The sequence below is a fragment of the Thiobacillus thioparus DSM 505 genome, from assembly GCF_000373385.1.
Classification (GTDB): Bacteria; Pseudomonadota; Gammaproteobacteria; order Burkholderiales; family Thiobacillaceae; genus Thiobacillus; species Thiobacillus thioparus.
Map to the genome: position 1 here is coordinate 17,951 of NZ_KB891317.1, position 20,819 is coordinate 38,769.

Consider the following 20,819-nt stretch of genomic DNA (forward strand, 5'->3'; position numbering starts at 1 on the left):
ATTGGTCTTCTGTGTTATCAATACGCCATCTGTTGGATTCAAGCTTTAAATTGCGGTACCTCTGGTAAGCCTTTTTCCTTGAAATTCGATCGATGGAGCATGTCGCTCAATTTTTTTAGATAGATAGGAAATAAGATGGAAACGGGTACTGTTAAGTGGTTTAACGATGCAAAAGGTTTTGGTTTCATCACCCCGGATAACGGCGGCGAAGATCTCTTTGCACATTTCTCCGCAATCAACTCCAGCGGCTTCAAGTCCCTGCAGGAAAACCAGAAAGTCAGCTTCGAAGTGACTACTGGCCCCAAGGGCAAGCAAGCTTCGAACATCCAGGTCATGTCGTAATTTTTTCGACCTGATGTGAAAAAACCCCGGTTCGCCGGGGTTTTTTTATTTATGCCCTTCGGACATTTTTGCGTTTCGAGTGAGACCCCCATGGCGCTCAAAGCCACCATCTACAAAGCCGACCTGCAGATCGCCGACATGGATCGCCACGTCTACGGCGACCATGCGCTGACGATTGCGCGTCATCCTTCCGAAACCGACGAACGCATGATGGTGCGAGTGCTGGCCTACGCGCTGCATGCGCAGGAGGGCATCGCCTTTACCAAGGGGCTGTTCGATGTCGACGAACCGGAGGTGTGGGTGAAGAACCTGGCGGGCGAGATCACGCTGTGGGTCGATCTCGGCCAGCCCGACGATGCGCGCATCCGCCGCGCGTGCAGCCGCGCCGACCAGGTCGTGGTGCTGTGCTACAGCAGCAGTTGCGAAGTATGGTGGAAACAGATCGCCAGCAAACTCACACGCTTTACCAATCTGACCGTGTTGCAGCTGCCCGCCGAAACCAGCCAGGCGCTGGCGGCACTGGCCGAACGCAGCATGCGCCTGCAATGCATGGTGCAGGACGGCGAAATCTGGATCAATACCGACACTGCTAGCGTACCGGTGAAACTGGCTACGCTTCAGGCGGCTGCATAAGCCTCATTTCGCAGGCGGACAGTTCTTAATGCACACCGTCTCGGTCACGCGCTGGCCGCCGCAGCCGACGAAACAGATGTCGTAAGCGGGCAGGCAGCCGCAGTCGGCCTTGCACTCGGATTTTTCCAGTTGCGCGCGTACGCCTTCGCGCGTCGGCATCACCGGCTCGCGATAGGGCGGCGGGAAATAGGGCCCCGGCCACGGGTTCCACCAGTAGGGGTAGAAGGGATAACGGTTCATCCAGTCGAACTGCATCTGCATCTCATAGTGCCGCAACGCCGCCGCATACTGCTTCAACTCGAGTTCGTATTTTTTCAGCGCATCGAGATAGCGCGCTTCCACCTGGGGTTCGAGTGCTTTCACGCAGGCCTGATAATGGGTCTGGCAATCGCGCTGGCAAGCCGCTTTCTTGGCATCGCAGGCTTGCACGCAGGCGCGGCCCTGCGCATCGGCCGGCGGGATCAGCCGGACAGTCGTCTGGTATTGCGGCGTGGCGCAGCCAGCCAGGGCGGCGAACAGGGCGACCACGATGAAGCGAAACGGCGAAGCGGGCAGGCGCATGATTCGATCCGCAAAATTAACGATGCCTTCAAAGCATAGGATGGTTTGCGGCTTATGGGGTTCCCAGGAAACGCGCATCGAGTTCCTGCAGATTGAGCTCGATCAGGATCTGCTGCAGGCGTTCGCGTGCGTTCCGGCGCGGCGCGTTTGCCTGGGTGGCGATGATGAGCTCGTTCTTCAGCGAGTGCTCCCAGCCCACCAGCTCGGTGACAGTGAGCGCGTAGCCGTGCGATTCCAGCTGCAGGCAGCGCAGCACGTTGGTCAGCTGGCTGCCGAATTCGCGGGTGTGGATCGGGTGGCGCCAGATTTCCGACAGCGGGGTTTTGCCGAAGGATTCGTTCTTGTGCTTGCGCAGCACGGCCGCGACTTCGGCCTGGCAGCACGGCACCAGCACGATGTGGCGGGCCTGTTTGGCGAGCGCGAACCGGATGGCGTCGTCGGTGGCGGTATTGCAGGCATGCAGCGCGGTGACGATGTCGACGCGCGCCGGCAAGGTCTCGGTGGTGATCGATTCCGCCACTGTCGCATTGAGAAACGACATGCGCTCAAAACCCAGCCGGGCCGCGAGCTTGCGCGATTTTTCCACCAGTTCGTCGCGCGTTTCGATGCCATAGATGTGGGCGCCGGGCTGCGCCTTCAGGAACAGATCGTAGAGGATGAAGCCCAGATACGACTTGCCGGCGCCGTGGTCGGCCAGCGTCAGCGTGTCCTGCTGGGCCAGCACGTCGTTCAGCAGCGGCTCGATGAAGTTGCACAGGTGATACACCTGCTTCAGCTTGCGGCGGCTGTCCTGGTTGAGCTTGCCGTCGCGCGTCAGGATATGCAGTTCCTTCAGCAGTTCAATAGACTGGCCGGGGCGGAGCACTTCGGCCAATGGATCGGTGTAGGCCGTTTTCGGCGTGGGGCTGGCGCGCTTCATGCGGCACCCAGCAAGCGCACTTCGCGTTGCGGGAAGGGAATGGTGATGCCGCGGTCGCGGAAGGTTTCCAGCACGGCCTGGGTGACGTCGCCCGCTGTGGCGTAGAAGTCGACCGCCGTCGTCCAAGGACGGATTGCGATCTGCACGCTGGAATCGGCCAGCGCCAGCACGCGGATGAAAGGTTCCGGCTCCTGCAGGATCTTGGGATGCGCGGCGAGCAGGTCGCGGATCGCTGCCAGCGCCTGCGGGATGTCGGTGTTGTAGGCTACGTTGACGACCACGTCGAGCTGCCGCAGCGTGCCGAAGTTGTGCAGGATCTCGCCGACGATCTTGCGGTTGGGGATGACGATGCGCGAGCGGTCGGGATGACTCAGAACGGTATGAAACAGCTTGATGTCCTCGACCATGCCTTCCTCCTCGGCGATGGAAATGTATTCGCCCATGTGGAACGGCCGCGTGAAGAGGATCGTCAGGCCGGCTGCCAGGTTGCCGAGCACGCCCTGCATGGCCAGCGCGACCCCGGCGCCCGCCACGCCCAGCCCGGCGATCAGCGGCAACAGCTGCACCCCAAGATTCTGCAGCGCCATAATGAAGAACAGCCCCAGCACCAGGATGCGCACGATGCGCACCAGCAGCACGCGCAGCGGTTCGTCGAGCCCGAGTTTCGCCAGCATCGAGTCGGTCAGCCGGCCCACCCAGCGCCCGACGTAATAGCCCGCTACCAGGATCAGTAGCGCCACCAGCAGCTTGGGGCCGAACTGGACAGCCAGCTCGATCGCGGTTTTCTTGGCGTATGCCAGCGTTTGCAATTGTTCGTCCATGATCGGGAAAGGGCTGGGGGAAGACCGAAGGGTATCAAAACCCCCGGCAGGGCAGAACCGGCCGGTTGATCCCGTGGGGACGGTTTCCGGGATAATGCCGGCTTGCTGAAAGGGTTTTACCGTGTCCGTCGTCAATATCTCCTGCTACAAATTCGTCACGCTCGCCGACCGCGAGGCCTTGAAGGCCGCTCTCACCGCGCGTTGTCTGGAGCTGGATCTCAAGGGCACCATTCTGCTGGCGCCGGAAGGCATCAACGTGTTCCTGGCCGGCTCGCGCCAGGCGATCGACGCCATCGTCGCCCATCTGCGCGCCGATCCGCGCTTCAGTGATCTCGCGCCCAAGGAAAGCCTGTCGGCCGAACCGCCGTTCAAGCGCATGCGGGTGCGGCTGAAGAAGGAAATCATCACCATGAAGCATCCGCTGATCCGCCCGGAAGCGGGGCGTGCGCCGTCGGTGCCGGCCGCGACGCTGAAGCAGTGGCTCGATCGCGGCTGCGACGACGAAGGCCGCCCGGTGGTGATGCTCGATACCCGCAACGACTACGAAGTCGCCGCCGGCACCTTCGAGAACGCCGTCGACTACGACATCGGCGTCTTCAGCGAATTTCCCTTGCGGCTGGCCGCCCATCTGCCCGACTATGCCGGCAAGACCGTGGTGTCGTTCTGCACTGGCGGCATCCGCTGCGAAAAGGCCGCCATCCACATGAAGGCGGTCGGCATCGAACGGGTCTACCAGCTCGAAGGCGGCATCCTCAAGTATTTCGAGGAAGCCGGCGGGGCGCATTATCGCGGCGACTGCTTCGTGTTCGACGAACGCGAGGCGGTGAGCGCGGACCTGCAGCCGGCGGCGGGACGCCTGCATCGCTGATTGCCCGCCCTCCCTGCGAATAAAAACAAGACAAAACAACTGCCTGTAAAAAAGCACCCGATTGGCATAGGGCTTGCCTGCTACCTGGGGCAGTGTTGATCGAACGGGTGTGCGGCGCGCACCCATGGCATCCAAAAGTATTTCGAGGAAGCCGGCGGGGCGCATTATCGCGGCGACTGCTTCGTGTTCGACGAACGCGAGGCGGTGAGCGCGGACCTGCAGCCGGCGGCGGGACGCCTGCATCGCTGATTGCCCGCCCTCCCTGCGAATAAAAACAAGACAAAACAACTGCCTGTAAAAAAGCACCCGATTGGCATAGGGCTTGCCTGCTACCTGGGGCAGTGTTGATCGAACGGGTGTGCGGCGCGCACCCATGGCATCCAAACGATGCGCTCGCAGATTCGCGCCTATCGGGAGCATGGGCCATACGACGATGGAGCAGACAGGCAGGGACCATCCACCCAAGACGCTCCAGCGTGTTGCCAAAGTCCGCCGCGACTACAACATCTGGGTCGCCAACGAGACCATGGAAGATTACGCCCCGCGCTTCTCACGATCTACGTCATCGACCTCGCGCCCAGGGTCGGCGCCTCGCTGGCGGTGATGGATCAGGACACGAAACGCATGCGCGGCGCGGGGCCGTTCGTTTTTTTCCAATCTCAAGACGGAACAGGGCCTAGCCGACATCATGGCCTTCATCGAACGGGAAGGCATGCTGCAGGCGGCCTGATTACTCTTGCCGCACGATATCGACCGAGATCTCCACCGCCGGAATCGTTCCTCGGTTCTCAAGCCAGTGCAGGGTGTTCCTGTCCTCGGGCCAGCCTACGCCCGGCCCATAGTCCGTCGCGACGCCATTCCGATGGTCCGTGATCGTTCCTTGCAGGATGTAGACGGTGCCTGGCCGGTCCTTATGGTCGTGAAGCGGGCCGAAGACGCCGCCAGGCTCGATGGTCACCATGCGCATTCGAAGTTGGCGCCCGGCCATGCCCTCGATCTCCGGACCCAGGTCAACCGTTGAAAGTAGCTTCACCGTCACCCCTTTCGTTTCGGGTGCCATCTGTTCATTGCTCATCGTGCACTCCTCTCTGTAATTTCAAGATCTAATGGTTGGATGCCCTCACACGGCAGCGAGCCGTCGCGAGTACGCACGCTTATCGGGTCTGGGCCTGCCACATGTGCTTATCGGGAAGTCTACTGCCCGAGCTCTGATCTTTAACCGGTTTTTCCAGTACTTCATTTTTATATTAAGTGATAAAAAAATAGGACGGGACAAGAGGCAGGGTCGATTACTGATTGTGGTACTTGACGAGTGACGGACGGCTGGGCATGGGATCGTGAATGGACCGCTTTCGCCGTGTGTAGAGCCGCAGTCTTACATCGAATGAACATCCACTCCTGTTGAGGAATAGGGGGAGTTCATGTAGTGGAGTTAACCGGCGCTGCGCAGCTTTATCGCGTAGCATCCAGCGACCGAAGGGAGCGAGGTTGAGCTCATGTTAGGGCATTTGGCGCAAACGAATATGTCAATGAAACCTGTGCTGGCTCACCGTGACCGGCTACAAAGGAGCCTTTGCCGCAGAGACATGCAAGACCTTCTGTACCTGAGCCCGGAATGATAGACCACGAGCTGCGTGCCTTGCCTTCCGAAAAAGAACCAACATGCTGGATTACGAACGTGCCGGACTTCCCCTCAATCGTTGCGGAGACTCGCTCTAGCCCCACGAAGTTGGCTGTGCCGTGACCGGTATATGACATGAGGTATTCGGTGGTACTTGTTCCCTCGATTGCACCAGAGTAGGACTGCGTAACTTTTGCATTTGTGAGCTTTGCATTATCCCCAATTTCTTGGTAAGTCTTTTCATCCCAGCCAGTAATCTGGAAGATGCATTTACTTTCTATAGACATTGATATGACTCCATGGTGAAAGAGAAGATGGCTTGCCCCACGATCGTATCGTGGGGCAAGCTGCTCAACCCGTTCGCCAAATTGCCGCCCGCATTGTCTGAGCGATGCTGGTGCGAGGCGAGGTCCACCGAATTGCGCCGGCCAGACAGCTGGCCCACACACAGAATATGATCACCGTAATGCAGACCGAGCCGCCTGCCAGCCAATAGATGACGAAAGGTCAGACTGGTGAAATTAGGAGGGGTCCATGTACTAGAAATATGGACTCCTATTTAGAATTCTCTATGGCAATATAATCTGCCAATTATAAGATTACTCCCTGTCGTAAAGTTTCATTGTCATGCCGCCATGTGCAGCAGCGCCGCCAGCACGAATTGCCGCCGCGACAAATATCGCTTCGGCAACTTCTGCTCGGCTTGCACCAGCGCGTTTTGCCGCTGCGACATGCACGTCTATACAATAGACACACTGTGTAGTATGGGCGACTGCTAAAGCAATAAGTTCACGATATTTCCTGGAGATTGCGCCATCTTCCTTGGCTACGATCTGGTCAAGTGCGAGCCATGCCTTAAATTCGTTGGGCGCAGCCTGGGAAAGATCTTTGAGACGATTGAGGTCAGATGGGTCATGGTAAATGTTGCTCATTCTGTTTTCCTTATAAGGGTAATCGGAATGAGAAGTTTATAGAGCACATGGGTTGCGCAATATCCGTTGAAATACGTAATCCATTTGACTCAGCGCTGCTGACGGGGCGGGTCAATACGCCAAACTGCTAAGTAAGTATCCCTTTACGGATATAGGGATGTTCCTAGTAGAAAATCTACGCTGGAGCGTATATATGTGAATCCTTGAGTCTTAAGGTTGCGCGCCAGATTGAAAATGACGGGTACTACTTTACTTGTAGCGTTAGTAACACCCTATGCTATTGGGAGTGTTATACATCTGCTCAGATCAAGAAGCGAACTTAAGAATGAGATAGCCCATAGAATCAATCTGGAGAAACAGCTACTAGAGAAGCAGTGTTTTCTGCATACGATAATTCAAACTGAGCCGGAATGTGTGAAGCTGCTATCACGCAACGGTACAGTCCTTGAAATCAATCCGGCTGGCGCGGCTCTAATGGATGCCGATACACCAGAGCAGTTGTTGGGAACGTGTATTTTCCAGGTGGTGGTCGAGGAGAACAAGGCGCAATACATTGACCTGACTCAGCGCGTGTTTCAAGGTGAGTCAGGCTCGCTTGAATTTCAGATAGAAAGCTTGAAAGGCCAGAAGAGGTGGCTGGAAACTCACGCAGTTCCAATGCGTGACAGCGCAGGACAAATTATCGCTTTGCTTGGAATTACCCGCGATATTACAACACGTAAACAAGCCGAAGATGATGTGAGGCGGCATCAGGGAGAGCTCGCGCGAGTTTGCCGTATGGTGACTGTCAATGAGATGGCTACTACGCTGGCTCATGAATTGAATCAGCCTTTGTGTGCCATCTCGAATTATATGGAATCCATACAAATTCTGGCTAAGAGACGTGGACGCACTTCACTTTTGAAATTGGATGAGATAGCAGGCAAGGCTGGTAAGCAGGCGGTGCGGGCTGGACTCATCATACGGAAGATCAGGGAGTTTGCCTCTACGAGTGAACCAAGTATGTTGGTATGTGACGTAAATTCGCTGATCGAAAATGTAATAAACATAAGTATTGCCGAGGCCCGCGAACGTGGGATTAGCGTATCGCTAGCGCTTGGAGAAGGTCTACCAAAAATTATGGCTGATCCGATTCAAATACAACAGGTGGTGCTAAATATTGTGCGTAACGGAATAGAGGCAATTGAAACGGTATGTCCTGTTGTATTTGGCAAGGTGTCGATAAGCACTAGTTTGAAAGGAGAAGGGAAGGTCGAGGTTATGGTAGTTGACAATGGATGTGGCTTGGTTGATCTAGCCAGGGATAAAGTCTTCACTTCTTTCTATACGACCAAGCCCAAAGGAATGGGGATGGGTCTGTCCATTAGTCGAACCATTGCAATTGCGCATGGTGGCAGCCTATTCCTAGAAGAAAATCCGGACCGTCGGGGTTGTACAGCTAGATTATTGCTGCCCGTTATCGAAGAGGAACTGTTATGAACCCGACCGTATATATAGTGGATGATGATGACGCCATGAGAGACAGTTTATGCACACTGCTCGATTTGGCAGGTATGGAGGCAAAAGCGTACGAATCGGCTCTCGATTTTCTGTCTCATTATGATACGGATATGCGACACCATGGATGTCTCGTGCTGGATATTCGTATGTGGGGTATGAGCGGATTAGAGCTTCAGAAATTGTTGGGAATACGCGGCTGTACGCTACCGGTAATTATTATTACGGGGCATGGCGATGTGCAGACGACTGTCAAGTCGATGAAACTCGGAGCAATGGAGTTCATCGAGAAGCCATTTACGCAGGATCGCTTGCTGGAATGCGTGCGAGCAGCAATCAGGCTGAGTGAGGAACGCTACGACATGAATATCCAGAAAGAGGAAATCCAGAATCGGATTGCACGGTTGTCTCCACGCGAACTGGAAGTGGCAGAAATACTGATAACCGGTCTTAGCAATAAAGAAATTGCACGCCAGATGAATATCAGTTCTCGTACCGTTGAAGTGTACAGGGCGAAGGTTATGTTCAAGCTGCAGGCGGATTCTCTCTGCCAATTGGTCAGAATGTTTCTGCTCGCCGAGGGTCGGCTATTGACAGCCGAGACCCAGACGGGGCAACCGCATGCGTGTTAGGTAAGCTTGATGAAAGGCCAATAACCATACAACATTGACCAACCCGTGAATCCGGCGGCGAAGCCGACCAGATAAACCATGGGAACCAGCACCTTCATGACATTGCCACCTGCGAAAAGCAATTTGTAGAACAGGTACCACGTGAGGCCATATGCGAGCCACTCGATCGTGAAAACAATATCGCCCGACTGATAGGTTTTAAAGGCAAACGGCAAGGTGAGGATGGCCACGAAGAGGCAATAGAAACCGAGTGCTTTCTGGTCTGTTGCCCCGCGTAGGGCGTTGATCCCAACCCAGACATAGGTCATTCCAAACAAAATGAAGGCAGCCGAAAGATGGGCGTTCCCTTCGACCAAACCGAGATAACCAGAATAGAAGACGGTGATGATGCCTACTATCAGGTTGAAAACGCCCACATCTTTTGTCTCAACTTTCCCCTGTAGCCAAGCAGCATTGGTCAACAACAGCATTCCGATCATTAGCATAACAACTCCGATAAAAGCCATACTTTTCTCCTTAACGAGTATTTGTTTCAATCAATCACGGGAACTCTCCCGAGCTGTTTCCTTGCATTCCGACAGAATCTTTGTGATTGTCAGTTTGCAGTGAACAAAGTATTTCCTCGCAGCTTATGTGGCTATTCGCATCAATACGTATGTGATTTGGCTATAAAAATACGGAATTCCTTTCAGCTGTGAAATATTCAACCTTTGCGAGAAAGATAGGTATTCATACCTATGCATTCAAGCGGATTTTCCAGTTGAGGTGATGTGCTTACGATCTTCATAGCCTTGACTACTCGGGCTGGGGTGGTTGGGGAATAACCGTTCAGTACATGGCAAATATTTTAGGAGATACATATGTCACAAGAAGCGATTAAAGCGGCTGTAGGTAAGTTGGCCGCGGCAGTTCAGGAGAACCCTTCCAATGGCAAGTTAATTTACCGTGGAACCACCGAATGGAAAGGGGATGTGCTGTGCCATAACCAAGTTGGTAGGCATTCCCTAATGGTGGACGAACCTGCTGCTTTTGGGGGAGGGGACTCGGCCATGAGCCCGGCGGATTTGATTCTGGCGGCATTGGGAAGTTGCCAGGAAATCATGTACTCGGCTCTGGCTTCGTCCATGGATATCCCGTTGGAATCAGTCAAGATTGAACTAAAAGGAAATTTAGATCTGCGCGGGCTGATGGGGATGGGCGAAGGCGAGGTGCCTCCCGGTTTCACGGATCTATCTTTCGAGACGCATCTGCGTAGCAGCGCAGACGAAGCCACACTCAAGAAGCTGATTGATGCAGTTGAGGCGCAATGCCCGATCCTGGACACGCTGGTCCGCCCGATTCGCGTTTCTGGCAAGGCAATCATAAATGGTGGGACAGAGTACGTAGCGCAGGCTGCGGGCTGATTTGCGCTTATTGAGGTCGTTAAGTGTTTAAATTTTTAGGATTGAACCGATGAAAAATAGATCAAACATCAAGGTATCCGCGTTGCTTTCGGCCCTCCTGACGGCCGGCCTGTGCATTACAGCAAGTTATGCGCCAAGTGCATCTGCGATTGATTTCAACCCGGGAGACTGGGTTGCTGCACCTCCGGGAACAAGCCTCTTCCTGGGATATTACCAATTCACAAGTTTTAAGGACTTCTATGTGAATGGCTCCAAGATTCCTGGAGACAATAAACTAGATGCGAATATTGGAATTGTTCGCCCTGTGCACTATTTCAAGCTCGGAGACTATACGGCGCTTAGCCAGGCAATTCTGCCGTTCGGGAAGCTTGAAGGTAAGGGTGACATGAGCGGCCTGGGCGACGCTACGGGTATTAGCGACCTTATCCTGTCCAATGCGATTTGGCTGAAAACGGGCGACACTCGGCATACCAACTTTGGCTTCGCGCACTATATCTGGGTTCCCACGGGCAGCTATGATAAAAATGAAGCGCTCAACCTAGGCGAGAATCGCTGGAAGTGGACCTTGGCAACCGGCTTGGCCCAGGGTCTGACGGACAAGCTGAGTATTGATCTTGCTGCCGATGTGACATTGTTCGGCAACAATAATCAGTACGGCCCTGCAAGTAAAACCTTGTCGGAGAAGCCGTATTACACGGCTCAGACATCGCTTCGCTATGACGTCACGCCAAGTACGAATGTGTTCGTTGGATACGCCTACGAACGGGGGGGGGAGCAAAGCATTGATGGCGTAAGCCAGGATAATGAACAAAAGAAATCCAGATTTTATGTGGGAGGCTCTTCCTGGGTTATGCCTTCCGTACAAATTCAAGCTTACTACGGTCAGGACATTAACGTAGAAAATGGGTTCAAAGAAGAGAATCGCTTCCATCTCAGGTTGTTGAAAGCATTCTGAAAAACGGCGGGGAAGAGGTTAATGTCCAAACACATTGTAATTATCGGCGGCGGGCCTGCAGGGTATGTTGCTGCGTCTCATGCCGCTGCTGAAGGGGCAAGGGTCACTCTAATTGATCCCCATTCGCTTGGTGGAACATGTTTGCATAGGGGATGCATTCCGACAAAGACGCTCGTGGAAAGCTGCAGCCTATTGTACAAGATGCGTCATGCCGATTCGTATGGGTTGCAGCTGACGGGAGAAGTGAAGGCGAACTGGACGGCAATGCAGGAACGGGCTAGCTATGTCATTGGCCTGCTGAACCGTGGCATAAACGGGCTCATGGCAGACCGTAAAGTGGAGCATGTTCAGGGAGTTGGCCGCGTCATTGACGGCAGAAGCGTTGAAGTGGATGGGCATGGCGTTGTTAAAGGCGATGCCGTGCTCATATGCACGGGATCCGTTCCCATGATGCCGGTAAGTTGCATGGCCAGCAAAGATCGCGTGGCAACCAGCGATGACCTGCTTAAGTGGAAGAGCTTGCCAAGTACTTTAACCATCATCGGTGATGGCGTAGTTGCTTGTGAGTTCGCATTTATCATGAATGAGCTTGGCGTCAAGGTGACGATCGTCGCGATGAGTGAGCGCCCTATGCAATTCATTGACAAGGACATTTCTCTAATCGTTCTGCGCGAAATGCGCAGAAGAGGCATTACGTTCATCGACAATTGCAAAGTCGATGGACTGGTGTGCGACCAATCGAGCGTGAATGTCTTGTCTAATGGAGTGCTGGTTGACAGTGCGGAGCGTGCTCTCGTTGCGATTGGTCGTGCGCCAAATACAAGTGGTCTTGGGTTGGAAAAGGCTGGCGTGGCAACGGGGGCACGTGGAGAAATCGTCGTCGATGAAATGATGCGCACCAATTTGGATGGCCTGTATGCCGCTGGCGATGTGAATGGTCGTTTGGCACTGGCGCACGCGGCGTCTGCCCAGGCCCGATTGGCTGTGGGTCATATGCTTGGCCGTGATCCGGCGCCTTTAGACGACACGACCATCCCATGGGCCGTATTCACTATGCCGGAAATAGGCAGTGTCGGCCTAAGCGAAGAGAAAGCTGTGGAGTTTGGTCATATCGTGAGTGTTGGAAAATTCGACATGCGTGGGTTGGGTAAGGCTCAAGCAATGAATGAATTGTCCGGGATGGTAAAAGTCGTTATCGATCGCGCCACTGGCCGCTTGTTGGGGGCGCATGTGATTGGTGCGCATGCTTCGGATATGGTGCATGAAGCTGCAGTACTTATTCAACAAGGCGCTACAGTCCACGAAATCGTACATACCGTACATGCTCATCCAACGTTGTCCGAAGCAATGCTCGAAGCCGCTGAGGATGCATTGGGCCAAGCTGTGCATAAACCCTTGAAACATAAGGCCTCACATGAACATGCATTACCCTGAAACGGTCCTATATCATCAAGAAGCCCTTTGGGTTAGGGTGCTGGGAAACGGAGAAGCAGTGGTTGGCGTAACCCATTTTGCCCAAAACAATTTAGGAGAGGTTATTTACCTTGATCTGCCTAAGGTCGGATCTTCTATTTTCAGGGGAAAATCATTCGGATCGATTGAATCACAGAAGGCCATGTCAGACTTGATTGCACCTATCAGCGGAAGTGTGGTTGAAGTCAATGCTGATTTGCGTGGAGATCCGGGGTTAGTGAATAAAGAACCATATGAGGCAGGATGGCTCCTACACATAAGACTAAATAATGCTGACGAGATAAATCAGCTCATGAACGCAGAAAGCTATATCAAATACTTAGGGCCGAGTGAGTAATTACATGGGATGTGATTACTGAACTATCGGAAAGCCATTCGATGAACAAGCACCCAACAGTCTTTTCTGGATCAGTATCCTTCATTCCCTAAAATCCCCAACCATCAATTCAGCGCCCGGATCGACTGCATCGGCGGCACGCGCGTGATGTGCCGCGTGGTGAGCCAGCCGCTCATCCCGACCAGCAGGGCGCCGGCCACCGGCAGCGCGAGCCATAGCCACGGATGCAGGCGCAGCGGCAGTTCGAACAGGCGCTGGGCGATCAGCGCCATGGCGATTTCGGCGCAGGCGCTGGCGAGCAGGCCGGCCAGCAGGCCCAGGGCGAGGAATTCGCTCCACAGGCTTTTGGCCAGGTAGACGCGCTGGGCGCCCAGGGTGCGCAGCAGGACGGCTTCCTGCTGGCGGGCGTCGAGGCTGGCCAGCAGCGTGGCGATGACGACGGCCATGCCGGCAGCGAGCAGGAATCCCAGCAGCAACTGGATGGCGCCGATGATCTGGGCGAACACCGCTTCGAGGTTGGCGATGAGCCGGTCCAGCGCGAGCACGGTGATGCCGGGGAACATCTTGATGAAGCTGGGCAACACGCCGGCCGCATCGGGTGGCACGTAGAGGCTGGCGATGGAACTGGCGGGCAGGGCGTCGAGCTGGCCGGGGGCGAAGATGACGAAGAAGTTCGGCTGCATCGAGTCCCATTTCACGCTGCGGATGCTGGTGATGCGGGCGGCGAGCGTCTGGTCGCCGACCTGGAAACCGAGCTGGTCGCCGAGGGCCAGATGCAGGCGTTCGGCCATGCCCGATTCGACCGAGATTTCGGCGACGCGGCGGTCGCCGTGCCAGTGTCCGGCGAGTATGGCGTTGTTGGCGGGCAGGATGGCGGTCCAGGTCAGGTTGAGTTCGCGCCGCAGGCTGTTGGCGTCGCGCGCGTCCGGCGGCAGGGTGGATGCGATGGGGGCGCCGTTCCTGGTGGTAAGGCGGCCGCGGACCATGGGATAGAGCGCGGAGGCCTTGAGATGGTGCTGCGACAGGTAGGCGGCAACGGATTGCTGCTGGGCGGGGGCGATGTTGATCAGGAAGTAGTTGGGCGCGTCCGGCGGCAATTGCTGGCGCCAGCCGGCAATGAGATCGCTGCGTACCAGCGCCAGCAGCGCCACGAGAAACAGGGCCAGGGTGAAGGCGCCGAGCTGCAGGGTGCTGTCGAAACGGTGGCGCAGCAACTGGGCGAGTCCGAAACGTACCGGGCCGTGGCTCATTTTCTGGACACCGCGGCCGGCTGCCAGCGCCAGGCGAGCCAACAGGGCCAGCACGACGACCAGCCCGGCCAGCGCGCCGACGAACACGCCGATCAGCCTGGCGTTGCCCGCATACCAGGTGATCAGAAGCAGCAAAGCAGAGCCGCTGATCGCCGCGCTGAGCCACGCGGCGACCGGCAACGGCGGCAGATCGCGCCGCAGCACCCGCAGCGGCGGCACGCGGACGAGGCGCATCAACGCGGGCAGGCTGGCGCCAGCCAATGCCAGCAGGCCGCTGAAGACGGCAGCGCCCACGGGCGCCAGCCCGAGCGACGGCAGGCGGGTGACGGCATCGGGCAGGACCAGCAGCGCCAGCGCCTGCTGCATCAGCGCGCCGATCGCCACACCGATCAGGCTGCCCAACAGTCCCAGCGTCAGCAATTGGACGGCATACAGCGTACGCAGCTGTGCCGTGGTGGCGCCGAAGCAGCGCAGCAGTGCGGCCTGATCGTAATGCCGCAGCGCATGGCGATGGGCGGCGATGGCGATGGCGGCCACCGACAGCAGCAGGCTGATCAGCGCGGTGAGCTGGATGTAGCGGTCGGCATTGGCGAAGGCGCCCCGCAGGGTTTCGACGCCTTCGCGCGAACCGATGAGGCGCTGGGTGCTGTCGAGCCGGGGTTTCAGCGCGGCGCCGAACGCGGCGAGTTGCGCCGGGTCGCCGGCAACCTGGTACAGGTAGGTCACGCGGCTGCCGGGCTGCAGCACGCGGGTTTTCGCGACTTCTTCGGCGCGCATGAACACGCGCGGCGCGAGGCCGAACACGCCGCCGAGCTGGCCCGGTTCCTCGGCCACGATTCCGGCGATGGTGAAGCGGGCTTCGCCGATCTGCACGCGGTCGCCCACTTTGGCCGACAACAGCGGCAGCAGGTCGGGGGCGACATAGATCATGCCGGGGGGCGGCTGCGCGGGACGTGCGGTGCCGGCCGCGAAGGGGCGGTCGGCGATGCGCACGCTGCCGCGCAAGGGGTAGGACGCATCGACGGCCCGCAGGGTGGCGAGCTGGAAGGCGTCGCCCTTGGCGAGCATGCTGGGAAACTCGAGCGCCTGGCTGCGTGCAAGCGGGCTGGCTGGGCGTGCGCTTTTTGTAACGGCGAGGGCGGGCCAGTCTTCGATCGGCCGCGGGCTGGTGACCAGCAGGTCGGCGCCGAGGAAGCTGGCGCCCTGTTCGCTCATGGCACGCTTCAGGCGGTCGCCGAGAAAACCGGTGGTGCTGACGCTGCCGACGCCGATGATCAGCGCCAGCAGCAGCACACGCCATTCGCCGCTCGCGCGTTCGCGCCGCAGCAGCCAGAGGCCGAGCCGGGCGAAGCTCATGCAACGGCCTCTTCGCGCGCGCGACCGGCGACCAGGTGCAGCCGGCGTTGGCAGCGCGCCGCCAGCGCATCGTCGTGGGTGACCAGGATGAGCGTGGTATGGGCGGAGGCATTGAGGTCGAACAGAAGTTCGATGATGCGTGCGCCGGTGTCGGCGTCGAGGTTGCCGGTGGGCTCGTCGGCGAACACGATTTCCGGATCGGTGGCGAAGGCGCGGGCGATGGCGATGCGCTGTTGTTCGCCGCCGGACAGCTGGCGCGGCGTGTGGGTGGCGCGCGTGGCGAGGCCGACGCGGTCGAGCCAATGGGCGGCGCGTTCGCGCGCGTCGGGACGGCCGGCCAATTCCAGCGGCAGCAGGACGTTTTCCAAGGCGGTGAGCGCGGGCAGCAGCTGGAACGACTGGAACACGAAACCGATGCGGCCCGCGCGCAGGCGGGCGCGGGCGTCTTCGTCGAGCGCGTCGAGGCGCTGGCCGAGCAGGGTGATCTCGCCCGCGGAAGGATGGTCGAGCCCGGCCAGCAGGCCCAGCAGGGTCGATTTTCCGGAGCCGGACGCGCCGGTGATGGCCAGCGTCTCGCCCGCTTTGACGGCGAGCCCGACTTCGCTGAGGATGTCGAGCATGCCGCCGGCGGTCGGCACGCGCTGGGACAGGTCGCGTGCCAGGACGACGGTATCGGGGAACTGCGCGCTGTCGGGTGGCGTCATTGGAATGGATCGGTTCAAGGTGAGTGAATGAATTATCGCGTGTGGTTGCTGTTGCTGCTGCTGTGTATTCCGGGCTGGGCGGCGGCGAACCCCTGCTCCCTGTTGATTGTCGGCGACAGCCTGAGTTCCGGATACGGTCTGGCAAATGGCGCGAGCTGGGTGGACAGGCTCGGCAGCCGCTTGAAGAAAGCGGCGCCAGACTGGCGCGTGGTCAACGCCAGCGTGAGCGGCGACACCACGCAGAACGGCCTGCAGCGTCTGCAGCCTGCGCTCGATCGGCATCATCCGCAAGGCGTGCTGATCGAACTCGGCGGCAACGATGCGCTGCGCGGCACGCCGCCCGGAACGATCCGACAGAACCTGGTGACGATGATCCGCCAGGCGAAAGCGGCAGGCGCCTGGGTGGCCTTGCTGGAGGCGCCGGTGTTGCCGAATTACGGCAAGCTGTATGCCGATGCGGTGGACAAGCTGTACGTCGACGTGGCGCGCGAGGAAAAAATCGTCCGCGTGCCGTGTTTTGTCTGCAAGGTTGCAGTCGTGCCGGGCATGATGCAGGCCGACGGCATCCACCCGAACGAAAAAGCCCAGGGTGCGATGCTCGACGCCGTGTGGCCGCACATCAAGCCGAAATTGCGCTGCACGGTGAACAAGCCATGAGCGCGGCGGCCTGCCCGTGCGGATCGGGGCGTCCGCTGACGGACTGCTGCGGCCGGTTTCATGCAGGCGATCCGGCGCCGGACGCTGAAAGCCTGATGCGTTCGCGCTACAGCGCCTATGTGCTGGGCCTGGAGGACTATTTGCGCGCGACCTGGCATCCCGCGACCTGCCCCGTTGCGCTGGGTCTCGATGCCGTACCCCACCCACAATGGCTGGGTCTGACGGTGAAGGCATACACGCCGCTGGACGAAACCCATGCGACGGTCGAGTTCATCGCGCGCTACAAACTCAACGGCCGTGCCTTCCGACTGCTCGAAACGAGCCGCTTCGAGCGGGCGGACGGACGCTGGCTGTATGTCGACGGCGAGATCCGGGAATGAAACGAACAAGGCCCGCTCGCGCGGGCCTTGTTCTGCTTCTCGTTAAACGGTGGGGTGGATGATGGGACTCGAACCCACGACAACAGGAATCACAATCCTGGACTCTACCAACTGAGCTACATCCACCATTGTTGTCGCCAGCAAGGCTGGCAACGAAAACCTTGGCCTGCCCGACAGGAATCGAACCTGTAACCCCCAGCTTAGAAGGCTGGTGCTCTATCCAGTTGAGCTACGGGCAGAGACTCACTTCTCGGGCAATCATCTCTTACTTGTCGGATAGGGGGTGGTCGGGGTGAGAGGATTCGAACCTCCGACATCCTGCTCCCAAAGCAGGCGCGCTACCGGGCTGCGCTACACCCCGAAATCCTATCGGCGTCCGGTGTTCCGGGCGCATTTCGGAGAGGCGAGACTATACCTTGGCGAATCGGCCGGGTCAATTTTCGCTTGAGTCGGAAGGGGGGTTTCCGGGAAAATCACGCTTTTGCTTCAGGGTTGTCTGATGAGCGCACGTATTCTCGACGGCAAGGCCATGGCCGACACCATCCTCGCAGTGGTCCACGACAAGGTGGCCGAACGCGAGGTGCAGGGCAAACGCCGGCCCGGCCTGGCCGTGATTCTGGTCGGCGACGATGCCGCTTCGGCGGTGTACGTGCGCAACAAGAAGCGCGCCTGCGAGCGGGCCGCCGTCACCAGCGTGTCGCACGACTTGCCGAGCGCGACGACGCAAGACCAGCTGCTGGCGCTGATCGATACGCTGAACGCCGACGCGGCCATCGACGGCATCCTGGTGCAGCTGCCGCTGCCGGCGCACATCGACGCCGAGACGGTGATCGAGCGCATCCGTCCGGACAAGGACGTCGACGGTTTCCATCCCTACAACATCGGTCGGCTGGCGGTGAAGATGCCGACGCTGCGTCCCTCCACCCCGCGCGGCATCATGACGCTGCTGCGCGCCACCGGCGAGGAATTGCGCGGCAAGAATGCGGTGATGGTCGGCGCGTCCAACATCGTCGGCCGGCCGATGAGCCTGGAGCTGCTGCTGGCGGGCTGCACGATCACCGTGTGCCACAGCGCGACGCGCGATCTGGAGAGCTTCGTGCGTTCCGCCGAAATCCTGGTCGTGGGGGTGGGCAAGCCGCGCATGATTCCTGGCGACTGGGTGCGCGAAGGCGCGATCGTGATCGACGTCGGCATCAACCGCCTGCCCGACGGCAAGCTGGTCGGCGACGTCGATTTCGATTCGGCAGTGGAACGTGCCAGCTGGATCACCCCGGTGCCCGGCGGGGTGGGGCCGATGACCGTCGCGACCCTGCTGGAAAATACGCTCGAAGCCGCGCTCATGCACAACCCCTGAGGGGAGCGGCTTAAAGCTGATGCAGCGCTTTTAGGTAGGCCACGTCGACGAAGGGCTGGCCGAACTCGGCCCCGGCGAGCCGCTGGTTCGGCGCACCGGGTTCGCCAAGGTCGGAGAGCACGACGGCCGCGCCGGTGAAATCGTGATCCAGCGTGTAGTCGTTGACCGTCACCAGCGTTTTCAGGCCGGCCCCCCGGCTCGCGCGCAGGCCATTCTCCGAATCCTCGAACGCCAGGCAGTCAGCGGCGGCGAGGCCCATTTTTTCCAGCGTGTAGTGATAGATGTCGGGCGCGGGCTTCTTCGCCGGCACGATGTCGCCCGCGGCGATGACTTCGAACCAGTTCTGCGTGCCTGCGCCCAGGCTGTGTTCCAGCAACACGGTGACGTTTTCCGGCGTCGTTGTGGTGGCGATCGCCAGGCGCAGGCCGGCGGTACGCGCCTCGACCAGCAGGCGCTTGACTCCGGGGCGCATGGGAATGTCGCCTTGCGCAGCCAGTGCGCTGTAAATACGGGTCTTGGCCTTGTGCAACTCGGCCACCAATTCGTCGAAATTGTCCGGCTTCCTATAGTCCGGCCGGAAGTGGTCGATATAGTGTTTCATCCGCTCCTTGCCGCCGGTGACGGCAAGCAGTTTGCCGTAGAGGGCGACGTCCCAGTGCCAGTCGAGACCGGCGTCGGCAAAGGCTTGATTGAAGGCGGGACGGTGACCGTCGCGCTCGGTGTCGGCAAGCGTGCCGTCCACGTCGAAGAGTAGGGCGTGCAGTGTCATATGGGTTGCGGCGCGTAAGCGATTCTGATATTAAGTCGGTTTGGGCTTGGCCCGGATTTGACCGAAATTTTCAAAGAGAACAGAGAACGAGATGGCTGAAACTTTGATGCGCTTCGAGCCTTACAAGGCCAAAAAGGGCGAAGAATACATGAATGCCAAACAGCTCGCGCATTTTCGCAAAATGCTCGAAGCCTGGAAAGCCGAACTATCGCAGGATATCGATACCACCCTGCATTCCATGCAGGACGAGCAGACAGTTTTCGCCGACCCCAACGACCGCGCCACCCAGGAATCCGACATGGCGCTGGAACTGCGCAACCGCGACCGGGAGCGCAAACTGATCAAGAAAATCAACGAGACCATCGCAAAGATCGACGGCGGCGATTACGGCTACTGCGAGTCGTGCGGGGTCGAAATCGGGCTGGAGCGCCTGCAGGCGCGCCCGACGGCGACGCTGTGCATCGACTGCAAAACGCTCGAGGAAATCCGCGAGCGCCAGGTCGCCAAATAACAACAAAAAGAAGTGGCGCCAGGTCGTCTGTTCAGGGCAGCCTGACGTGTAACAGAATAAACCGGCGGCGCACGTCGCCCCGACCACCAGACTCACTGCGGAGAGAGCCATGGCAGACATCGACGAATTCGACCGTTATTACAACGGACTGCTTTACAGTGTGATGCGCTGGGACCAGTTGACGTCGTTCTGGCAAAAGGTGGATACCGCGGCGGGCTGGTATCTCTATGCGGTGGGGCAGGATGTTCCTGCGAAACCGGCCGCCGCCGACAAGGTGCAGCAGTTCATGCGCGAACTGGATGAACTACTGCGGCGCGAGCATCACGAGGATTATTGCGCGATTGTCTATGCGGACAATCTGGATGCGCCCAACTTCATCAAGATCTACGATCCCAATCATCTGGGAAGCTCATGCGGATCGAGTGCGACCAAGTCATCGATCCTTCCGGGCTGGCTGATGAGTCGTACGCCGCCGCGCGAGCTTGAGATGCGCGGGGTGGTGACCGGCCAGCGCAAACGCTGGTGGCAATCGTTTCTTGCCAGCCCGGCATAAAAAAACCGCGCCAGAGAGCGCGGTTTTTTGTGCCAAGAAGAATTACTTCGCGGCGGGTTCGGCAGCAGCGTCACCCTTTTTCTCTTCGGCCTTCTTCGCAGCAGCCTTCTTGACGTGCTTCTTGGCCTTTTTGTGGGCCTTCTTGGGGGCTGCAGCAGGCTTTTCGGCAGCGGTGGTAGCGCCAGCAGGTGCGGCGGGTGCAGCATCGGCAGCCATGGCGGACAGGCTGAACGCGCCGGCAATCGTCGCGGCGACCAGGGAAGTCATCAGTTTGCTCATCAATTTCTCCAT

At 58.3% G+C, this 20,819-nt stretch carries 25 protein-coding genes, 3 tRNA genes and 1 pseudogene; 15 read left to right on the forward strand and 14 right to left on the reverse strand.

Going from position 1 to position 20,819, the window contains the following annotated elements; genetic code table 11:
• Positions 1-135: 135 nt before the first annotated feature.
• The gene (locus tag B058_RS0105710; RefSeq protein WP_018507521.1) at positions 136-342 is read left to right on the forward strand and encodes a cold-shock protein; all 207 of its coding nucleotides are present in this window, start codon (positions 136-138) and stop codon (positions 340-342) included.
• A 90-nt stretch (positions 343-432) separates the two neighbouring features.
• Positions 433-975, forward strand: a complete 543-nt coding sequence (locus B058_RS0105715) for a YaeQ family protein (protein ID WP_018507522.1) — start codon at positions 433-435, stop codon at positions 973-975.
• Positions 976-978: 3 nt separating this feature from the next.
• Here the strand turns inward: B058_RS0105715 and B058_RS0105720 are convergent, their stop codons facing one another.
• Genes B058_RS0105720 through B058_RS0105730 form a run of 3 tightly spaced genes read right to left on the reverse strand, consistent with a single transcriptional unit; the run spans position 979 to position 3,276 of the window.
• Positions 979-1,536, reverse strand: coding sequence for a hypothetical protein (locus B058_RS0105720; RefSeq protein WP_018507523.1), 558 nt, complete (start codon positions 1,534-1,536; stop codon positions 979-981).
• Between the two features lie 52 nt (positions 1,537-1,588).
• Positions 1,589-2,455 (reverse strand): class I SAM-dependent methyltransferase, encoded by an 867-nt coding sequence (locus tag B058_RS0105725; protein WP_018507524.1) that lies wholly within the window; start codon positions 2,453-2,455, stop codon positions 1,589-1,591.
• On the reverse strand, positions 2,452-3,276 hold the full coding sequence (locus B058_RS0105730; protein WP_018507525.1) for a mechanosensitive ion channel family protein: 825 nt from the start codon (positions 3,274-3,276) through the stop codon (positions 2,452-2,454). The genes B058_RS0105725 and B058_RS0105730 overlap by 4 nt, the downstream gene beginning before the upstream one ends.
• Before the next feature lie 121 nt (positions 3,277-3,397).
• Between B058_RS0105730 and B058_RS0105735 the strand changes: the two genes are divergently transcribed.
• Together B058_RS0105735 and B058_RS18335 are read left to right on the forward strand one after the other, a co-directional pair.
• The gene (locus tag B058_RS0105735; RefSeq protein WP_018507526.1) at positions 3,398-4,144 is read left to right on the forward strand and encodes a sulfurtransferase; all 747 of its coding nucleotides are present in this window, start codon (positions 3,398-3,400) and stop codon (positions 4,142-4,144) included.
• A gap of 546 nt (positions 4,145-4,690) precedes the next feature.
• A pseudogene (locus tag B058_RS18335) lies at positions 4,691-4,874 on the forward strand (urease accessory protein UreG); the annotation flags it as partial.
• Here B058_RS18335 and B058_RS0105740 read toward each other — a convergent pair.
• From B058_RS0105740 to B058_RS17475, 3 genes are all read right to left on the reverse strand, one after another.
• The gene (locus B058_RS0105740; RefSeq protein ID WP_018507527.1) at positions 4,875-5,219 is read right to left on the reverse strand and encodes a cupin domain-containing protein; all 345 of its coding nucleotides are present in this window, start codon (positions 5,217-5,219) and stop codon (positions 4,875-4,877) included. It abuts the pseudogene before it with no gap.
• Between the two features lie 419 nt (positions 5,220-5,638).
• A complete protein-coding gene (locus B058_RS17470) occupies positions 5,639-6,052 on the reverse strand; it encodes a DUF3224 domain-containing protein (protein WP_081616738.1) in 414 nt (137 codons plus the stop codon).
• Positions 6,053-6,364: 312 nt separating this feature from the next.
• Positions 6,365-6,697 carry a carboxymuconolactone decarboxylase family protein gene (locus B058_RS17475; protein ID WP_026240683.1) on the reverse strand — a complete coding sequence of 111 codons (333 nt, stop codon included), beginning with the start codon at positions 6,695-6,697 and terminating at the stop codon, positions 6,365-6,367.
• A 234-nt stretch (positions 6,698-6,931) separates the two neighbouring features.
• Here B058_RS17475 and B058_RS0105750 point away from each other — a divergent pair, with 234 nt between their 5' ends.
• The gene (locus B058_RS0105750; protein WP_026240684.1) at positions 6,932-8,176 is read left to right on the forward strand and encodes a PAS domain-containing sensor histidine kinase; all 1,245 of its coding nucleotides are present in this window, start codon (positions 6,932-6,934) and stop codon (positions 8,174-8,176) included.
• Complete coding sequence (locus tag B058_RS16515; protein WP_018507530.1) at positions 8,173-8,826, forward strand: response regulator transcription factor; 654 nt, start codon at positions 8,173-8,175, stop codon at positions 8,824-8,826. Before B058_RS0105750 ends, B058_RS16515 begins: the two co-directional genes overlap by 4 nt.
• Here the strand turns inward: B058_RS16515 and B058_RS0105760 are convergent.
• Complete coding sequence (locus B058_RS0105760; RefSeq protein WP_018507531.1) at positions 8,823-9,332, reverse strand: AmiS/UreI family transporter; 510 nt, start codon at positions 9,330-9,332, stop codon at positions 8,823-8,825. The two genes, B058_RS16515 and B058_RS0105760, sit on opposite strands and share 4 nt — an antisense overlap.
• A gap of 354 nt (positions 9,333-9,686) precedes the next feature.
• On the opposite strand from B058_RS0105760, the gene B058_RS0105765 reads away from it, so the two are divergent.
• The 4 genes from B058_RS0105765 to gcvH are packed head-to-tail and all read left to right on the forward strand — an operon-like array spanning position 9,687 to position 12,994.
• A complete protein-coding gene (locus B058_RS0105765) occupies positions 9,687-10,229 on the forward strand; it encodes an OsmC family protein (RefSeq protein ID WP_018507532.1) in 543 nt (180 codons plus the stop codon).
• A 49-nt stretch (positions 10,230-10,278) separates the two neighbouring features.
• Positions 10,279-11,184, forward strand: coding sequence for a transporter (locus B058_RS0105770; RefSeq protein WP_018507533.1), 906 nt, complete (start codon positions 10,279-10,281; stop codon positions 11,182-11,184).
• A 21-nt stretch (positions 11,185-11,205) separates the two neighbouring features.
• Positions 11,206-12,618, forward strand: coding sequence for a dihydrolipoyl dehydrogenase (gene lpdA, locus B058_RS0105775; protein ID WP_026240686.1), 1,413 nt, complete (start codon positions 11,206-11,208; stop codon positions 12,616-12,618).
• Positions 12,605-12,994 (forward strand): glycine cleavage system protein GcvH, encoded by a 390-nt coding sequence (gene gcvH / locus B058_RS17480; protein ID WP_245539264.1) that lies wholly within the window; start codon positions 12,605-12,607, stop codon positions 12,992-12,994. The genes lpdA and gcvH overlap by 14 nt, the downstream gene beginning before the upstream one ends.
• A gap of 104 nt (positions 12,995-13,098) precedes the next feature.
• Here gcvH and B058_RS0105780 read toward each other — a convergent pair whose 3' ends face one another.
• The gene (locus tag B058_RS0105780; protein ID WP_018507535.1) at positions 13,099-15,600 is read right to left on the reverse strand and encodes an ABC transporter permease; all 2,502 of its coding nucleotides are present in this window, start codon (positions 15,598-15,600) and stop codon (positions 13,099-13,101) included.
• Entirely contained in the window at positions 15,597-16,304 is a 708-nt protein-coding gene (locus B058_RS0105785; protein ID WP_018507536.1) for an ABC transporter ATP-binding protein, read from the reverse strand. The genes B058_RS0105780 and B058_RS0105785 overlap by 4 nt, the downstream gene beginning before the upstream one ends.
• Before the next feature lie 27 nt (positions 16,305-16,331).
• On the opposite strand from B058_RS0105785, the gene B058_RS0105790 reads away from it, so the two are divergent.
• Positions 16,332-16,961 (forward strand): arylesterase, encoded by a 630-nt coding sequence (locus tag B058_RS0105790; protein WP_018507537.1) that lies wholly within the window; start codon positions 16,332-16,334, stop codon positions 16,959-16,961.
• Positions 16,958-17,341: a YchJ family protein gene (locus B058_RS0105795; RefSeq protein WP_018507538.1), complete on the forward strand. Its 384-nt coding sequence runs from the start codon at positions 16,958-16,960 to the stop codon at positions 17,339-17,341. The genes B058_RS0105790 and B058_RS0105795 overlap by 4 nt, the downstream gene beginning before the upstream one ends.
• 50 nt (positions 17,342-17,391) lie before the next feature.
• Here B058_RS0105795 and B058_RS0105800 read toward each other — a convergent pair.
• The 3 genes from B058_RS0105800 to B058_RS0105810 form a co-directional block, all read right to left on the reverse strand.
• Positions 17,392-17,467: transfer RNA gene (locus tag B058_RS0105800), tRNA-His, on the reverse strand.
• 36 nt (positions 17,468-17,503) lie between these two features.
• A tRNA-Arg gene (locus B058_RS0105805) sits at positions 17,504-17,580 on the reverse strand.
• 45 nt (positions 17,581-17,625) lie between these two features.
• A tRNA-Pro gene (locus B058_RS0105810) sits at positions 17,626-17,702 on the reverse strand.
• A gap of 138 nt (positions 17,703-17,840) precedes the next feature.
• Between B058_RS0105810 and folD the strand changes: the two genes are divergently transcribed.
• Positions 17,841-18,695, forward strand: a complete 855-nt coding sequence (folD, locus tag B058_RS0105815) for a bifunctional methylenetetrahydrofolate dehydrogenase/methenyltetrahydrofolate cyclohydrolase FolD (protein WP_018507539.1) — start codon at positions 17,841-17,843, stop codon at positions 18,693-18,695.
• 10 nt (positions 18,696-18,705) lie between these two features.
• On the opposite strand, the gene B058_RS0105820 is transcribed toward folD, so the two are convergent.
• Entirely contained in the window at positions 18,706-19,464 is a 759-nt protein-coding gene (locus B058_RS0105820) for an HAD family hydrolase (protein ID WP_018507540.1), read from the reverse strand.
• A gap of 91 nt (positions 19,465-19,555) precedes the next feature.
• Between B058_RS0105820 and dksA the strand changes: the two genes are divergently transcribed.
• Both dksA and B058_RS0105830 read left to right on the forward strand, forming a co-directional pair.
• Complete coding sequence (gene dksA / locus B058_RS0105825) at positions 19,556-19,975, forward strand: RNA polymerase-binding protein DksA (RefSeq protein WP_018507541.1); 420 nt, start codon at positions 19,556-19,558, stop codon at positions 19,973-19,975.
• Positions 19,976-20,084: 109 nt separating this feature from the next.
• On the forward strand, positions 20,085-20,528 hold the full coding sequence (locus B058_RS0105830) for a hypothetical protein (protein ID WP_018507542.1): 444 nt from the start codon (positions 20,085-20,087) through the stop codon (positions 20,526-20,528).
• A 42-nt stretch (positions 20,529-20,570) separates the two neighbouring features.
• Here B058_RS0105830 and B058_RS0105835 read toward each other — a convergent pair whose 3' ends face one another.
• On the reverse strand, positions 20,571-20,807 hold the full coding sequence (locus B058_RS0105835; RefSeq protein ID WP_018507543.1) for a hypothetical protein: 237 nt from the start codon (positions 20,805-20,807) through the stop codon (positions 20,571-20,573).
• Positions 20,808-20,819: the final 12 nt, after the last annotated feature.

Bases quoted from the DNA above. Each gene is read 5' to 3' on its own strand.
- B058_RS0105710 (WP_018507521.1), top strand. From the start codon at position 136: ATGGAAACGGGTACTGTTAAGTGGTTTAACGATGCAAAAGGTTTTGGT.
- B058_RS0105715 (WP_018507522.1), top strand. From the start codon at position 433: ATGGCGCTCAAAGCCACCATCTACAAAGCCGACCTGCAGATCGCCGAC.
- B058_RS0105720 (WP_018507523.1), bottom strand. From the start codon at position 1,536: ATGCGCCTGCCCGCTTCGCCGTTTCGCTTCATCGTGGTCGCCCTGTTC.
- B058_RS0105725 (WP_018507524.1), bottom strand. From the start codon at position 2,455: ATGAAGCGCGCCAGCCCCACGCCGAAAACGGCCTACACCGATCCATTG.
- B058_RS0105730 (WP_018507525.1), bottom strand. From the start codon at position 3,276: ATGGACGAACAATTGCAAACGCTGGCATACGCCAAGAAAACCGCGATC.
- B058_RS0105740 (WP_018507527.1), bottom strand. From the start codon at position 5,219: ATGAGCAATGAACAGATGGCACCCGAAACGAAAGGGGTGACGGTGAAG.
- B058_RS17470 (WP_081616738.1), bottom strand. From the start codon at position 6,052: ATGTCTATAGAAAGTAAATGCATCTTCCAGATTACTGGCTGGGATGAA.
- B058_RS17475 (WP_026240683.1), bottom strand. From the start codon at position 6,697: ATGAGCAACATTTACCATGACCCATCTGACCTCAATCGTCTCAAAGAT.
- B058_RS0105750 (WP_026240684.1), top strand. From the start codon at position 6,932: ATGACGGGTACTACTTTACTTGTAGCGTTAGTAACACCCTATGCTATT.
- B058_RS16515 (WP_018507530.1), top strand. From the start codon at position 8,173: ATGAACCCGACCGTATATATAGTGGATGATGATGACGCCATGAGAGAC.
- B058_RS0105760 (WP_018507531.1), bottom strand. From the start codon at position 9,332: ATGGCTTTTATCGGAGTTGTTATGCTAATGATCGGAATGCTGTTGTTG.
- B058_RS0105765 (WP_018507532.1), top strand. From the start codon at position 9,687: ATGTCACAAGAAGCGATTAAAGCGGCTGTAGGTAAGTTGGCCGCGGCA.
- B058_RS0105770 (WP_018507533.1), top strand. From the start codon at position 10,279: ATGAAAAATAGATCAAACATCAAGGTATCCGCGTTGCTTTCGGCCCTC.
- lpdA (WP_026240686.1), top strand. From the start codon at position 11,206: ATGTCCAAACACATTGTAATTATCGGCGGCGGGCCTGCAGGGTATGTT.
- gcvH (WP_245539264.1), top strand. From the start codon at position 12,605: ATGCATTACCCTGAAACGGTCCTATATCATCAAGAAGCCCTTTGGGTT.
- B058_RS0105780 (WP_018507535.1), bottom strand. From the start codon at position 15,600: ATGAGCTTCGCCCGGCTCGGCCTCTGGCTGCTGCGGCGCGAACGCGCG.
- B058_RS0105785 (WP_018507536.1), bottom strand. From the start codon at position 16,304: ATGACGCCACCCGACAGCGCGCAGTTCCCCGATACCGTCGTCCTGGCA.
- B058_RS0105790 (WP_018507537.1), top strand. From the start codon at position 16,332: ATGAATTATCGCGTGTGGTTGCTGTTGCTGCTGCTGTGTATTCCGGGC.
- B058_RS0105795 (WP_018507538.1), top strand. From the start codon at position 16,958: ATGAGCGCGGCGGCCTGCCCGTGCGGATCGGGGCGTCCGCTGACGGAC.
- folD (WP_018507539.1), top strand. From the start codon at position 17,841: ATGAGCGCACGTATTCTCGACGGCAAGGCCATGGCCGACACCATCCTC.
- B058_RS0105820 (WP_018507540.1), bottom strand. From the start codon at position 19,464: ATGACACTGCACGCCCTACTCTTCGACGTGGACGGCACGCTTGCCGAC.
- dksA (WP_018507541.1), top strand. From the start codon at position 19,556: ATGGCTGAAACTTTGATGCGCTTCGAGCCTTACAAGGCCAAAAAGGGC.
- B058_RS0105830 (WP_018507542.1), top strand. From the start codon at position 20,085: ATGGCAGACATCGACGAATTCGACCGTTATTACAACGGACTGCTTTAC.
- B058_RS0105835 (WP_018507543.1), bottom strand. From the start codon at position 20,807: ATGAGCAAACTGATGACTTCCCTGGTCGCCGCGACGATTGCCGGCGCG.